This is a genomic window from Microcoleus sp. M2_D5, assembly GCF_036701935.1.
Taxonomy (GTDB): Bacteria; Cyanobacteriota; Cyanobacteriia; order Cyanobacteriales; family Microcoleaceae; genus Microcoleus.
In genome coordinates this window covers 35484-49752 of the sequence record NZ_JAUBRP010000046.1, presented here as the reverse complement: position 1 = coordinate 49752, position 14269 = coordinate 35484, and the positions used below count along the sequence as shown (strand labels likewise).

Here is a 14269-nt window from a genome sequence, read left to right as displayed (position 1 = left end):
GTGTCTGCGGTTCGATAGCCTGCATTTTGCGGTTTGATAGCTTGTCTCTTTTAAGATACAAGGGGCGGGTTCACCAACAATCTTTCATTCACATCCACAATATCTATAAACCCGCCCCGACCGGGCGACTAATAGTTGGCATAGTAAAAAATTTGAATTAAATCGAAATTTCCTCAATGATAGCAAGATTTGGCAGCCAATCTGTGGGAGTTTCTACGGAAAGATTGGGTGAGGAAGCTTGGGTGTCTGCTGTGCGGTTGCAGCGAGTGGCGAATTGACAGGAATCGCAAAGATTGGAACTAATTTCTACTTGGGGTAAGAATTCGCCGCCTTCGGTATAGCGCTGTCGCCAGTCGGTTAGCTGCTGCAATAGGTGGGTTAAATCTTGTTTTGTGCGATCGTGTTCTGTTTGGTTGTAATAAAATGTGAGTTTTTGCGGCGGTTCTTCTCCTTGCAATTGTACAAACCAGTATGTCATGGAAACTTGTTCGGGGGAATAGTCGCTGGTTTCTACTAAGACGTATAAATAGAGCCGAGTTTGCCAACTTTCGGCTATCCATTTTGATTTTTGAGGGCGGGGATAGGTTTTCCAGTCGAGAATTTGGGCGGAGTTTGGTTCGGCTATTAGCAAGTCATAGATAACGGTGAATAGGTAGTCTTGGAAAATTAGGGTGCGGGGGTGTTCGGCTTGGCGGAAAATGTTGTCGCTATTTTCTGAATTGGCGAAAAGTTCGGGTGCGGTGTTGATAAATGCTGCCACACATCGTCCCAGTTCGGGGTCTTGTTGGATGATAAATTCAATGGGAAGTCCGAGTTCTCGCTGCTGCATTAATAGGTGAAAGTGGCTTCCCCATGTGAGTTTTTCTTTGTGTTCTGGGGAGGCGGTGGTGGCGAGTAGTTCGAGGTAGCTGTGTTGAAATTTGCGGGGGCATTCTTCGAGGATTTTGAGTTGGGTTTGGGAGAGTCGGAGCATTTTTGGGTGTGATTTTGTTGGGGTTTTGGTATGGTTTTGTTATACCGCTTATGAAAAATTCGTAACAGTTTGTGCGCCCAAATTATCTCTTGTTCTGAGATGAATTAAATTCAATCATCAACATCGGTGAACAGGGCTGATAAATCTCGATAACCACTGACAACTCGAAATATTTCTACATCCTGTCCGATCGGCATATAGAGTATAAGATAGTTATCCATCGGGAGACTGCGTAGACTTGGTAAAATCTCGTCTCGTTGTCGTCCAAGGTTGGGAAACTGAGCAATTTTGGCAAATTTTGCGTCGAGATTGCTTAAAAATCGATCGGCTTTATCGAGTCCCGATTGACGAGCGATGTAGTCTGCAATTTGCTCGATATCTTGAATTGCAGGTTCGGTGAGGCGAAATCGTGGAGTCATGCTTCTGATGAAGTGTAGCGCGATCGCAAGTTGGCGCGGATTTGTGACATTGCGGTTGCACCGTCTACGACTTCACCGCGTTGGGATGCAAGATGTCCAATTAGTGCGTCTCGTTGGAGTTCTTGCAGTCTTCCTTGATAAATGTCTTCCTGTTGTTCAAGCAGTTGAATGGCTGCGAGGATGACTTCGATCGCACTTTTGTATTTGCCAGTTGTGAGTTGACGCTGCACGAGGGCTTCGACTTCAGGTGACAAAACAATTTGCATAGCGCTTGAGAGGAGAAGTGTTGATTCTATTGTAGGCGATTCCCTACGGGATAGCTGCGCTCGCGCGTACTTCAGTTAGATTTTTTGGATGAAAGGGCGATCGCCCTACACTTACCATTATTATATAATGATTCATACCGTTAACCGCGAAGCAAATGCGTTTTGATACCTACATCCAGTCAATTCAGAGCAATCTATTGCGGGGAAGCGAGCGCACCCATTACCCAACTATCAAGAATTTACTCGATAATCCGGCGGCTAGTTTGGTAGCAATCATAGAAGAAAAAGGTAATAAAGCTGGTGTTCCAGATTTTACTGTCAGGCGCAGGGATTTACTCGTCGGTTATGTGGAAGCTAAGGATGTCGGGTTAGATTTGAATCCTGTTGAAAAAACAGAACAATTGCAGCGATATCGAGAATCGTTAAACGGTAATTTAATTCTCACGAATTATCTAGAGTTTCGCTGGTATGTTGAGGGGAAAGTCAGATTAACAGCAGTTTTAGCCGAAAGAACAGGAAACGAAATTACTCTCTGCAATTCTGACAAAACTCTTGAATTAATCGAGGGATTTCTTAATTTCGCCGGTGCAGCCATTAACAGTCCTGAAGATTTGGCAAAGCAGATGGCGCGCTTAACTAAATCAATTTTACTCGCTACAGAATCAGCTTTGCAAATCGAAACTGAAACCGGAGAATTACATCAACTCAAGCGCGGTTTTAATGAGATATTGCTGCCGGATCTCAACGATGCGGCTTTTGCAGATATGTACGCTCAAACTATTTCCTACGGTTTATTTGCAGCGCGAGTCGGTCACGCTCAAAATCCCGGAAATCAAGTTTTTGACCGCCGGACAGCGGGTACGTACATCCCAGCCACTAATCCGTTTTTGCGGCGATTATTTAACAGTATTATCGAGACGGATTTACTCAGTAAAATTAATTGGGCAATAGATGATTTAGTCGAGCTACTAGGGCGAGTTGACATGACTGCTATTCTGGAAAACTTTGGTAGCCGCACTCGGCAATCCGATCCAGTTGTTCATTTTTACGAAACCTTTCTGGCAGCTTATAATTCAGCTTTGCGGAAAAGTCGCGGCGTTTATTATACTCCTGAACCCGTTGTTTCGTATATTGTTCGCTCTGTCGATGCTATCCTGAAAAACCGTTTTAATCTACCTTTAGGATTGGCAGATAATAGCAAAAATCCAGATACGCAACAGCCGCGAGTTCAAATTCTCGATCCGGCAACGGGTACGGGTACTTTTCTTTACGGAGTTGTCGATCGCATTTATCAAAATTTGGCAGATATGGGAATATCTGGGAGTTGGAATCAGTATGTACAGGAGAATTTATTAAACCGATTATTTGGTTTTGAGTTGTTAATGGCTCCCTATGCCATAGCACATCTCAAACTCGGTTTGCAACTGCAAAATCTCGGCTATGAGTTTAGCAGCAAACAGCGTTTAGGAGTTTATCTCACGAATACTTTAGATGAAGCTTTAAAAAAATCAGAGGTTCTCTTTGCTCAATTTGTGGCGCAAGAAGCTAATGAAGCTTCAGCAATTAAGCGGGATGTCCCGGTGATGGTTGTGTTGGGAAATCCTCCTTATTCTGGTCATTCTGCTAATAAGAGTGAATGGATAGCAGGATTGGTAAAAGATTACTATTATGTTGCTGGTGTACCGCTGAAAGAGCGCAATTCTAAATGGCTGCAAGATGATTATGTAAAATTTATTCGTTTTGGACAGTGGCGAGTTAGTCAAACGGGGTTTGGTGTTTTGGCTTTTGTGACTAATCACGGTTATCTCGATAACCCGACTTTTCGGGGAATGCGTCAAAATTTGATGCAAACTTTTACTGATATTTATGTTTTAGATTTGCACGGTAATTCTAAAAAGAAAGAAGTTTCTCCTGATGGTTCATCTGACCAAAATGTGTTTGATATTCAGCAGGGAGTCAGTATTGGCATTTTTATCAAAGAACCTGGTAAGTCTACTCCGGCAAAAGTTCATCATGGGGAATTATGGGGAAGTCGAACTTCTAAATATGAAGCTTTAAATTTCCTAGATGTTGACTCAACTGAATGGAAAATAATTCATCCTCAATCACCTTTTTATTTATTGGTTCCGCAAAATCGAGATTTATTTGCTGAGTATAACGAGGGCTGGAAAATCACAGATATCATGCCTGTAAACTCAGTTGGTATTGTAACTGCTAGGGATGATCTGACAATCAAATGGTCAGTTCAACAAGTAAAAGAAACAGTTAAAGATTTTGTGTCACTTCCTGTTGAGGAAGCTAGGAAAAAGTATGAACTGGGGAAAGATTCGCGAGATTGGCAAGTATCACTTGCTCAAGATGATTTACGCAGCAATAACCTTGAAGACTCTAAGATTGTCCCTATCTTATACCGTCCTTTTGACAAACGCTACACCTACTATACGGGAAAGACGAGAGGCTTTCTGTGCATGCCTCGCTTTGAAGTAATGCGTCATATGCTGACAGGTGAAAACTTAGGAATGTATATGTGCCGTCAGATCGTAAGCGAATCATGGCAGCATTCTTTAGTAACCAATAATTTTACTGATGATTGTTACGTTTCTAATAAGAGCCGAGAGCGCGGTTATCTGTTTCCTCTCTATACTTACCCCGATACTAAAAACGAACAAGGTAATTTATTTACCGATCGCACTCCCAATTTCTCCCAAAACTTTCTCAGTGCAGTTCGTCAAAAACTAGGCTATGTACCAACTCCCGAAGCAATCTTTTATTACGCCTATGCTGTCTTTCACAGTCCTACCTACCGCCAGCGTTATGCAGAATTCCTGAAAATAGACTTTCCCCGCTTACCGTTAACTTCCGACAATGAACTTTTTCAAACACTCGCCAATAAAGGTGAGGAATTGGTAGCACTGCACTTGATGAAATCGAAAAAATTAAATAAGGTAATTACTAAATATCCTGTGAGTGGCGATAATGCTGTTACTCAAGTTACTTACAATGAATCAGAACGGCGGGTTTATATTAACAAACAGCAATATTTTGAAGGTGTTTTCCCCGAAGTTTGGGGGTTTAAAATAGGTGGATATCAAGTATTAGATAAATGGTTGAAAGACCGCAAAAAAGCCAATCGCAGTTTATCTTTTGATGAGGTGTTGCACTATCAGCGCGTCGTGGTTGCTTTGAAAGAGACAATGCAAATTATGGCTGAAATTGATGAGGTGATACCGGATTTTCCTTGGGAATAGCTATCCCTTTGGGTTCCCAGAAACCGGGTTTTTGCGAAAATATTCGTTACACCACAAAAACCGCAAAAAACCCGGTTTCTTTGATTTTGATGCGGTGTTTATCGAATTTATTATATAAGTAAAGTCTTGTAGGGGTGGGTTTTACAGACAATAATTATCTCAAATCGATAATCTTTTAAACCCGCCCCCACCCAAGGGCAAATCCCATCTACCTGTAGGGTCTGTTTATGAAGCAATTGGGCCGGGGCGGGTTTTTGAGATTGTTGGTTTGAGGCGATGATGGTTGGTAAAACCCGCCCCTACAGCCAATAATAAGTCACTCTTTTGTCAATACAAAAACACTGTCTTTATTCCCCCGTCCAATCCGCAAATCTTTATCCAAATAAGTAATATCCAGCCATCCCTGCTGTTCGCGAGTATCCAGCCCGAAATCTACAGCAGCGAACTTTTTCCCAGACTCAATCTCATCGATAAACTTCCCCGGATATTCATAGCCAATCAACCTGCTTAAACCTACTATAGACCGCTCAAACTTCACCTGCACTCGCCGTTCGGAAGTAGGCTCAAATCTTGCCGCTACACTGACAATTCCTTCCAGATAAGGCAATCCGTAAAGTTCGCCAATGTTGTAAATTTTAGATTCTTTGACGCGGATAGATTGATAAATTTGACCCAATTTCACCAATGGAAAACTGTCGAGATTCAGGAGTTCGCGGCTGGTGGTGTACAATAACCGCCAATCACCATTTAAAAGCTCTCCGGCTTCCACAGGGCGTGGTGTGGGGTTGTAATCTTCCAATTGGGCGATCGCACTTAAAATCGCTTGTCTGTCGCTAGCCGTAGCCAGCAAACCTCGATTCTTACCAGCAATTATCTCTAAGAGTGCAGATTTTCTCAGCATGATTTTTTAAGAAGGAAGAACACGGATTTTGACACGAATACACGGATTAATTATCGAAGGTGAGGCAAAAGTCAGACCGATCTTTTCTTCTGTCTCAAGCGAGAGGGAGGAAATTTTGTGTAGTAGCGATATTAATCGCCGAGTCCGCAGAGTATTAAGCTGTTGTGCATTTAAATAGAATGTCAAAAAACAATCTAATTCTTGTGGGGTGGGCCGTCTAGCCCGCCCTGAATATGCAATTTAAATGCGTGACAGCTTAACAACTAATTACTAAGATACCAAATTTCACCAGATAGAGCAAAGTCCGATACAGGTCGGCTAATTGTTGCTCGTTTTTAACGTAGCGTCGGATAAGTTCTCCCACGCCGATCGCACCTTCCTGCTTAATTGTGTCCAATATCTCCATCTGAATGCTAACAGATGTTCTCCTATCCTCACCAAAACTGGTAAACCTAATTGTCTGTACCTGCTTGAAAAGTTCTGGTGTGGCGATCGCACCCAGATTCAACATCATCTCCTTGCTTAAACTTCTAGTCGCATAATTACCCAATACCCGAAACGGATCGTCGCCTAGGGGATAAGGCGGCTTCCCGGGTTTTAAAGGTGCTGACTCCGGTGCCGCAAGGCGAATTTCTGCTAATTCCCGCCACAATTGTTCGTAAGCAGCAATTACTACTTTCCAATCATAAATTTCCCTCGCCCTTTGTCTGGCATTTTCCCCCATCCGCTTTCTCAATTCGGGGTTTTCAATTAATTGGCACAACGCGCGGGTGCAAGCATCAATGTCAACTGCTGTGGCGAGGGAAGTGTGACCCATGTAAGTCGGCCAATTTAAGCTGCCATCAAGATAATTTAGGGCTAAATCTAAACAAGATTCCGGCGGCGGGATGAGTGTGGGAATGCGGAAGCCGTCTATTTCGTGGCGTACAGATTCTTTGTATCCGTTCCAGTCGGAGACTATGGCGGGCAGTCCGTTCGCCATGGCTTCTATGGGTGTGAGTCCGAAGGATTCTTGAATGTTGTCGGACAGCGAAATGAAAATGTCTGCCGCCGACCAAATATTTATTCTAATTTCCGGGTGTCTCCCATCTAAAAAAATAGCATTCACCGACGGACAAAATATTTGTGCGCTATTTTTAAAGTCGGGTTCTTCTCTCGGATCTTCTATCCAACCGGCTTGAATTAAGTGGATTTTGGCTTTTGTCTGTTGTGCGGCCCGTTCTAGGGCGATGTACATGGGTACCGGATGAGCTTTTGCAGAAAAAGTCAATCGACCGACAAATAACACCACAATATCTTCGGGAGAAATGCCGAGTTCTTGTCGCAGTTGGCGGCGACTATTAACTGCTTCCACACCCTGCGGAAACGCGCTGCAATCGACTCCGAGGGGAATAACGGGGAATTTGACCAAAATTTCCGGTTTACCGCCGTTGCGCTGGGCTAAATATTCAGACCACTCCGTCATAACTCCTTCTACTGCTGTTTTCACGGCGGTAGAGGTGCAGATCAGGGCGTCCCAAGGCTGCATGGGTGCGGCGATCAAATCGCCGATCGCCTCCATGATGTATTTTGTACCGATGGTGTGAGTAACGCCGCAAACGCTGTAGGCCCGCTGATCGACAAATCTGCGCGCCCACACCATCTGCGACAGAACCGGATCGGGTCGGTAAATTGTGCCCGGTTGAGATAGCAAATCCGGTCGTTTCATGGGAATCCAGCGGACTTTTCGAGGTGTTTGCAGCCAAGGTTGGATGTGCGAACAAAACTGTTTAAAGGTTGTTTCGCTATCGGCGCAACAGTAGAGAGAGTCGGCGGTTCCGTGTTGGACTAAGCTTTTGAGAAACCCTTCTCCGGCTGAATGACGCCCCAGAAGTTTTTTGCCTCCGGTGTGGTATCCCTCTTTGTTGTATAAAACCGCTGCCGTTGTATCCATTCTGAGATTTATTGCTTGAGAGTTGACTGAAGAAGCCAGAGGGCATTCGGGCTCAGGCTTTGATGAAAATCCAGGAGACTGTTGTGAATCAACCCCTTGCCGTTAGGGAGGCTTGCAGAACAGGATCGCCCTGTGTCTGGCGATATCTTAAAGACGATCGTCTTAGAGTACAATGCTTACGGCTAAAGAAGGATTGGCAAGAGCGGATTTTAGTGCTATCCTCATGCCCATGCTTGGGGGCGATCGCCTTTTGGGTCTCCCATCTTATCCGATCCGGAACCAAACAGTGCCTGTGGTATAATGCTTTAGCCTTGCTAAATGCCCGATTTGCAAGTGCTCGATCGCAGCAGCAGTTCGCCGGCAAAACGTTACCTCTACTCGATCGCGTCTTTGTCATTAAAAACCGATAATCATGTACAACCCATCTCTGCGTCAAATTCCTCGCCATTTACCTGCGGATGTAATTCCATTAAAACAGCAATCTTCTCTTTTAGACTGGTTGGAATCTAACAATCGCCTGTTAGCAAGGGATGTCCAAGAACCCGACTATCTGCACGAAGAAGAAATTTCTGAACTGATGGCAGTTGACGACAGTCCTTACGATGATTTAGAAGAGGAAGTAGAAGAGGATGTGAGTATAGGCGAAGAATAACGGGTAGAAGGGTGAAGAAATCAACCGGAAACAGGGAATAAAAACTCAGAGATTTCTCAATCTCCTGTATCGCACCCTATTCCCCAATTGTCAATTGCTTATTCTCAAATAGTGTGTGGTGAGGAGTGTTATGGATAACTTTTTGGATGAGAAAATCCCTTTAAGTCTGCCTTTAAAACTTACAGGCAAGAATTTATTCATGCTGCTGGGTTTGGGGCTCGGCACTGTAGCGATCGGTTTAGATGTAGCAGCGGGTAGATTTTTGAATTTACCTGCATCGCTATTTATGCCGCTAGTTGTTTGTGCTGTAGTTGCGTCGGGTTTGGGCTATGCAGTTGTGCCCGTACTCCAGCAACTAAAAGCAGGACAAATAATTCGCGAAGACGGCCCCCAAGCCCATTTGAAAAAAGCGGGAACCCCGACAATGGGAGGCATCTTTTTTATACCAGCAGGGGTAGCAGTCGCTTTACTTTGGTCTAAGTTTAACTCAGATGTTGTTGCCGTATCGGCTTTAACTTTAGCTTACGGTTTCATTGGCTGGCTCGATGACTGGCAAATTCTGCGGCGCAAGTCGAACAAAGGTATTTCACCTCGGATGAAATTGGCTTTGCAAATAGGTTTTGCTGCTCTATTTTGTCTGTGGCTGATGTTTCATCAACCTGCAATTTCTACGAATGTTGCTTTGCCTTTCGGTTGGGTATTGCCATTAGGTTTGCTATTTTGGCCTCTGGCGGGTTTTGTGCTAGTTGCCGAAAGCAATGCTACTAATCTTACCGATGGTGTTGACGGTTTGATGGGAGGTTTGGGGGCGATCGCACTTTTGGGATTGGGCGCATCTGTAGCCTCAACTTCGCCAGAATTAATGATATTTTGCGCTTGCATTAGCGGCAGTTGTTTCGGTTTCTTAGCACACAACCGCAATCCAGCCAAGGTGTTTATGGGCGATACAGGTGCTTTAGCTTTGGGGGGTGCGTTGGGTGCGGTAGCTTTATTAACAAATAGCCTTTGGATATTATTAGTTATCAGCGGAATTTTCTTTGTTGAAACGCTGTCAGTAATTGCTCAAGTAGGTTATTACAAAGCTACAAAAGGCCCGGATGGAATCGGCAAGCGTCTGTTAAGAATGGCTCCGCTGCACCATCATTTAGAGTTGTGCGGCTGGTTGGAAACTCAGGTTGTTGGCATTTTTTATATAACTAACGTGGCGTTAGTGTTAATGGTTCTGATGTTTGCGGGGAAGAGTTGAAAAGAGATTGCGTGACGGATTGCACAGGGGATGTAAGAGATATTTTCTACTATTTCAAAGAAACAGGCAAGATGCCTGTTCCACAAGAACTGAATGCAGTTGTGGAACAGGCATCTTGCCTGTTTAAGGGAAAGAAACAGGCAAGATGCCTGTTCCACAAGAACTGAATGCAGTTGTGGAACAGGCATCTTGCCTGTTTAAGAGTCCGAAGTTATAATTTTGACAAGTTATATCCCCGTTAATGCCATAAAACTTAATAACGGTTTTTAATTATTTGAAGAACCGCGAAGACGCTTATAGGACAAAGGAAAAACTACATTTGCTTATTTATCTTCCTTAGCGTCCTTAGCACCTTCACCGTTCGTTTAATCTTACTCAATATTAGTTATGCTATCGTTTACGGTTGTGGGTGAATGACTAAAACGTTTTTACCGCAAGTTTCGGTGGTTGTGCCTGTTTACAACGGCGAGGGGGATTTGCCGGATTTAATTGAGTGCCTGCGATCGCAAACTTATCCGCCACAAAGTGTAGAATATCTCATAGTAGACAACAACAGTCGCGATCGCACTTCAGCAATTATCCAAACAGCTACAAACTTGAACCCCCCCTCAGTCCCCCCCTTAGTAAGGGGGGGAGGCAATTTGGATAGAATAATTATTCGCCACCTCACCGAAAATCAGATTCAAAGTTCCTACGCCGCCCGCAATCTTGGAATTCGCGCATCCACAGGCGAAATCATTGCCTTTACCGATGCAGACTGTCGCCCGGAATCTGACTGGCTGGAAAATTTAGTTAAGCCATTTGTTGACTTAGAAGTAGGAATTAGCGCTGGGGAAATACTGGCATTGCCCGGTAAAACTATCTTAGAACAACACGCCGATCGCCAAAATACTTTATCTCAAAAACATACACTCGCTCACCCTTTTTGTCCCTACGGCCAAACCGCCAATTTAGCTGTACGCAAGCAAGTTTTAGAAACAGTAGGTTTGTTTCGCCCGTATCTCACCAGCGGCGGCGATGCTGACTTGTGCTGGCGGATTTTGCGGGAAACATCCTATAAAATGTATTTTGCCGAAAATGCGATCGTCCGACACCGCCACCGTTCTACAATAAAACAGTTGCAAAGTCAATGGTATCGGTACGGCGAATCTAATAAATATTTGCACGAACTCCACGGTGTCGATTTGATGCGAGAATTGACAGCACCGGAATATTTTTATCGGCTGGCTAGATGGCTGTTAAAGGAATTGCCTGTGGCTGCTGCCAAAAGTGCGATGGCCCAAGCCGATATGGTAGATTTGTTGAATACGCCGATCGGTCTAGTGAATGTTAGGGCAAGGGCGATCGGACAGCGCCAAGCCAAACTTCCTTTAGCAGCTTGGCAGATTGAACGATTTTAATATTTCAGACCATAAGCATTTCACGGGCGGGGAGGATGCCCAACTCCTACTCCCCACAAAAAAATTGAATTCTTTGTGGAACAGGCATCTTGCCTGTTCTAAATAAGCATTTCACGGGCAGGCAGGAAGCCCAACCCCCACTCCCCACAAAAAAATTGCACGATTTTGAGGAACAGGCTTTTGGGCCTGTTCCTCAAAATCGTGCAAGATGTGCGTGCGACAAATATTCGTGTGTACACAATCCTCCCCTATATATACCTATAAGTAGAGTTTATCGGTACAGATAAATATGCTGAATCAGAAATATGAAAATTTAAGGCAATACTTAATATAAAATTAATAAGTCTATTCTGAAGCGCTAGGTTTGACGAGGGGAAGAAACTCAGAGGCAAACCCCAAAATTTTCTTTACTTCTGCCTTCGGGCTTTCACTGCTGTCGTCAGCGCGATCGGAATTATTCTCATAATTTTAAATTTTTGTAACCTTTACAAGTAATGCCAATGGCTCAAATCTTACTCCAGACGGTTTGGTTTATACCTTGCTATCCACTCATCGGCGGAGTTCTGTCGATGCTGTGGTTTCCAGCAGTTACCCGCCGCACGGGGCCAAGACCATCCGGTTACGTGAACGCCATATTAACCTTGTTCGCTTTCTTACACGGCGTCATCGCCCTCGCAGCTATTTGGAACCAACCAGCGCAACACCAGTTGATTCCCTGGCTAAATGTAGCAGGTTTAGACTTAACCATTCCCGTAGAAATCTCTGCTGTCACCGTCGGGGCGACAGTTTTGATTACCGGACTGAACTTGCTGGCGCAGATTTATGCTTTCGGTTACATGGAAATGGACTGGGGCTGGGCTCGGTTCTTTTCCCTGATGGGGCTGTTTGAAGCGGGGATGTGCGGCTTGGTACTGTGCAATTCCCTATTCTTCAGCTACATGATTTTAGAAGTTCTGACTTTGGGCACTTACCTGTTAGTCGGGCTGTGGTTCAATCAGTCTTTGGTGGTGACAGGAGCCCGCGACGCTTTCTTAACAAAGCGGGTGGGTGACTTATTCCTGCTGATGGGGGTAGTCGCAATTCTGCCGCTGGCTGGAACTTGGAATTTTGACGAGTTGGCTGTTTGGGCCCAGACTGCAAAGCTTGACCCCACTGTAGCGACGCTGTTGAGCTTGGCTTTGATTGCCGGCCCGATGGGCAAATGCGCCCAGTTTCCCTTGCACCTGTGGCTGGATGAGGCGATGGAAGGCCCGCTGCCGGCGACAATTTTGCGGAACACCGTAGTTGTGGAAACTGGTGCTTGGATTTTGATTAAGTTGCAGCCGGTGATTGCTTTGTCGCCGATCGGACTGAAGACAGCTATTATTGTAGGCGCTGCGACGGCGGTTGGTGCTTCATTAATTGCGATCGCCCAAATTGACATCAAGCGCACGCTTTCCTATATAGTCAGCTCTTACATGGGCTTAGTATTTATCGCCGTCGGCACCGGACAAGCCCAGACAGCCCTGACATTAATATTTGCCTACAGCTTGGCGATGGGTTTGCTGGTGATGAGCATCGGTTCGGTAGTTTGGAACAGCATCACCCAGGATGTCCGATCTCTCGGCGGTTTGTGGGGAAAGCGGCCAATATCGGCAATATCGTTTATTGTCGGTAGCGCTGGATTGGTGGGACTACCGCCCTTCGGCTGCTTCTGGGCTTTAGAAGACTTCACATCAGGAGTGTCGGAAGCTCACCCTTCCTTGTTAGCAATAGTGCTGTTTGTCAACGGTGTAACTGCTTTTGGCTTGGTGCGCGTCTTCGGTTTAGTTTTTGGCGGCAAACCAAAGCAAATGACCGAACGTTCGCCGGAAGTTCACTGGCCTTTTATCTTGCCGATGACTGTTTTAATGGGCTTTACTTTGCACGTTCCGCACTTGCTGGCTGCGTGGCATTTATTGCCGGGGGCAAGTTTGAATTATACCGCAACTGGATTGCTAGTTTTGTCAACGGCGATCGGCATCGGTGCCGGAGCATTTGTTTACCTGAACGACAAATGGGAAAAACCGGTACGAATTGGATCTGAAGCTTTGCAAGACTTTTTTGCTTACGACTTTTACACTGCCAAACTTTACCGGGTGACTGTGATATTTGCAGTCGGTTTAGTTGCTCAAATCATCTCCTGGTTCGACCGCAATATTGTTGACGGATTCGCGAACTTAATCGGTTTTGCAACGGTTTTCGGCGGCCAAAGCCTCAAGTACAACGTTAACGGTCAAACTCAGTTTTACGCCCTGACAATTCTGTTCGGCGTTGCAGTTTTGGGACTGCTGATAAGCTGGCCGCTGCTAGCTCGCTTGTCGCTGATTGTAGGCGGGTAAAGAGATATAAATTTAAAGATTTTAGGTGATAGTTTTCATCTAAAATCTTAAGAACATGAAGTCTTGAACAAAGATTTCTAACTCGTTCAAATAAGGCAGCATAAATGACCTCAAACAACAGACAATTCAATCTTTCCCGGCGCAATTCCCTCAAATTTGTCGCAGGAGCCATTGGTACAGGGATACTCGCAGCAGGAGCAGGCGCTGATTTGGCTGCACCCGAACCAGCAATTGCTCAAAATGACATGACTCCCGATGCAGCTTTGCAAAAGTTAATGAGCGGGAACAAGCGGTTTGTTGAAAAAAAACGCCGAGGTTTTAACCAAAACTTATCCGATCTCGCCCAAGTTGCCATATCTCAAAAACCTTTTGCTGCTATTCTCGGCTGTTCGGATTCCCGTTTCCCTTCCGAGATTATTTTCGACCAAGGATTTGGAGATTTATTTGTCTGTCGAGTCGCCGGCAATGTGGCGACTCCCGAAGAAATTGGCAGCCTGGAATTTGGCACGTTGGTGTTGGGAGCAAAAGTGCTGATGGTAATCGGGCATAAAAGGTGCGGTGCGGTAGAAGCTACCATTAAAGGTGCTCAAGTTCCCGGTCAAATTGGCAGTTTGCTCGACGCCATTAAGCCTGCTGTAGAAAGCTCAAAAAACCAAACGGGCGATCATCTAGAAAATGCTTCAAAAGCAAATGTTATCCTGCAAACTAGAAAATTAAAAGCATCTCCAGTGATCTCTCAGTTAATTCTGGAGAATAAACTGAAAGTGGTGGGTGGCTATTACGATTTAGATACGGGTCTCATCAATAGGTTGGTTGAGTCTTAAACAGTTAACAGTTAACAGTTAACAGTTAACAGTTGACAGTTGGTAGG

General features: G+C 44.9%; 11 protein-coding genes. 6 read left to right on the top strand and 5 right to left on the bottom strand.

What is annotated here, in order from left to right:
• Positions 1 to 157 precede the first annotated feature (157 nt).
• The 3 genes from QUA50_RS19210 to QUA50_RS19200 form a co-directional block, all read right to left on the bottom strand.
• Positions 158 to 973 (bottom strand): PD-(D/E)XK nuclease family protein, encoded by an 816-nt coding sequence (locus QUA50_RS19210; RefSeq protein ID WP_333265932.1) that lies wholly within the window; start codon positions 971 to 973, stop codon positions 158 to 160.
• 110 nt (positions 974 to 1083) lie between these two features.
• Positions 1084 to 1392: a type II toxin-antitoxin system RelE/ParE family toxin gene (locus tag QUA50_RS19205; protein ID WP_333265930.1), complete on the bottom strand. Its 309-nt coding sequence runs from the start codon at positions 1390 to 1392 to the stop codon at positions 1084 to 1086.
• Positions 1389 to 1658, bottom strand: coding sequence for a type II toxin-antitoxin system ParD family antitoxin (locus QUA50_RS19200; protein ID WP_333265928.1), 270 nt, complete (start codon positions 1656 to 1658; stop codon positions 1389 to 1391). Before QUA50_RS19200 ends, QUA50_RS19205 begins: the two co-directional genes overlap by 4 nt.
• Positions 1659 to 1813: 155 nt before the next feature.
• On the opposite strand from QUA50_RS19200, the gene QUA50_RS19195 reads away from it, so the two are divergent.
• Positions 1814 to 4906 carry a type ISP restriction/modification enzyme gene (locus tag QUA50_RS19195; protein WP_333265926.1) on the top strand — a complete coding sequence of 1031 codons (3093 nt, stop codon included), beginning with the start codon at positions 1814 to 1816 and terminating at the stop codon, positions 4904 to 4906.
• Positions 4907 to 5222: 316 nt separating this feature from the next.
• Here the strand turns inward: QUA50_RS19195 and QUA50_RS19190 are convergent, their stop codons facing one another.
• A complete protein-coding gene (locus QUA50_RS19190; protein WP_333265924.1) occupies positions 5223 to 5807 on the bottom strand; it encodes a PAP/fibrillin family protein in 585 nt (194 codons plus the stop codon).
• 256 nt (positions 5808 to 6063) lie between these two features.
• Positions 6064 to 7740, bottom strand: coding sequence for a glycosyltransferase family 4 protein (locus tag QUA50_RS19185; RefSeq protein ID WP_333265923.1), 1677 nt, complete (start codon positions 7738 to 7740; stop codon positions 6064 to 6066).
• 412 nt (positions 7741 to 8152) lie between these two features.
• Here QUA50_RS19185 and QUA50_RS19180 point away from each other — a divergent pair, with 412 nt between their 5' ends.
• The 5 genes from QUA50_RS19180 (at position 8153) to QUA50_RS19160 (ending at position 14222) form a co-directional block, all read left to right on the top strand.
• A complete protein-coding gene (locus QUA50_RS19180) occupies positions 8153 to 8392 on the top strand; it encodes a DUF3134 domain-containing protein (RefSeq protein WP_333265920.1) in 240 nt (79 codons plus the stop codon).
• Positions 8393 to 8522: 130 nt separating this feature from the next.
• A complete protein-coding gene (gene mraY, locus QUA50_RS19175; protein ID WP_333265918.1) occupies positions 8523 to 9638 on the top strand; it encodes a phospho-N-acetylmuramoyl-pentapeptide-transferase in 1116 nt (371 codons plus the stop codon).
• Between the two features lie 413 nt (positions 9639 to 10051).
• Entirely contained in the window at positions 10052 to 11038 is a 987-nt protein-coding gene (locus QUA50_RS19170; protein ID WP_333265916.1) for a glycosyltransferase, read from the top strand.
• Positions 11039 to 11538: 500 nt separating this feature from the next.
• Positions 11539 to 13398, top strand: coding sequence for an NAD(P)H-quinone oxidoreductase subunit F (locus QUA50_RS19165; RefSeq protein WP_333265913.1), 1860 nt, complete (start codon positions 11539 to 11541; stop codon positions 13396 to 13398).
• Between the two features lie 104 nt (positions 13399 to 13502).
• Complete coding sequence (locus QUA50_RS19160) at positions 13503 to 14222, top strand: carbonic anhydrase (RefSeq protein ID WP_333265911.1); 720 nt, start codon at positions 13503 to 13505, stop codon at positions 14220 to 14222.
• Positions 14223 to 14269 lie beyond the last annotated feature (47 nt).

Coding starts and splice junctions, on each gene's coding strand:
- mraY (WP_333265918.1), top strand. CDS start 8,523: ATGGATAACTTTTTGGATGAGAAAATCCCTTTAAGTCTGCCTTTAAAA.
- QUA50_RS19185 (WP_333265923.1), bottom strand. CDS start 7,740: ATGGATACAACGGCAGCGGTTTTATACAACAAAGAGGGATACCACACC.
- QUA50_RS19190 (WP_333265924.1), bottom strand. CDS start 5,807: ATGCTGAGAAAATCTGCACTCTTAGAGATAATTGCTGGTAAGAATCGA.
- QUA50_RS19160 (WP_333265911.1), top strand. CDS start 13,503: ATGACCTCAAACAACAGACAATTCAATCTTTCCCGGCGCAATTCCCTC.
- QUA50_RS19200 (WP_333265928.1), bottom strand. CDS start 1,658: ATGCAAATTGTTTTGTCACCTGAAGTCGAAGCCCTCGTGCAGCGTCAA.
- QUA50_RS19195 (WP_333265926.1), top strand. CDS start 1,814: ATGCGTTTTGATACCTACATCCAGTCAATTCAGAGCAATCTATTGCGG.
- QUA50_RS19205 (WP_333265930.1), bottom strand. CDS start 1,392: ATGACTCCACGATTTCGCCTCACCGAACCTGCAATTCAAGATATCGAG.
- QUA50_RS19170 (WP_333265916.1), top strand. CDS start 10,052: ATGACTAAAACGTTTTTACCGCAAGTTTCGGTGGTTGTGCCTGTTTAC.
- QUA50_RS19210 (WP_333265932.1), bottom strand. CDS start 973: ATGCTCCGACTCTCCCAAACCCAACTCAAAATCCTCGAAGAATGCCCC.
- QUA50_RS19165 (WP_333265913.1), top strand. CDS start 11,539: ATGGCTCAAATCTTACTCCAGACGGTTTGGTTTATACCTTGCTATCCA.
- QUA50_RS19180 (WP_333265920.1), top strand. CDS start 8,153: ATGTACAACCCATCTCTGCGTCAAATTCCTCGCCATTTACCTGCGGAT.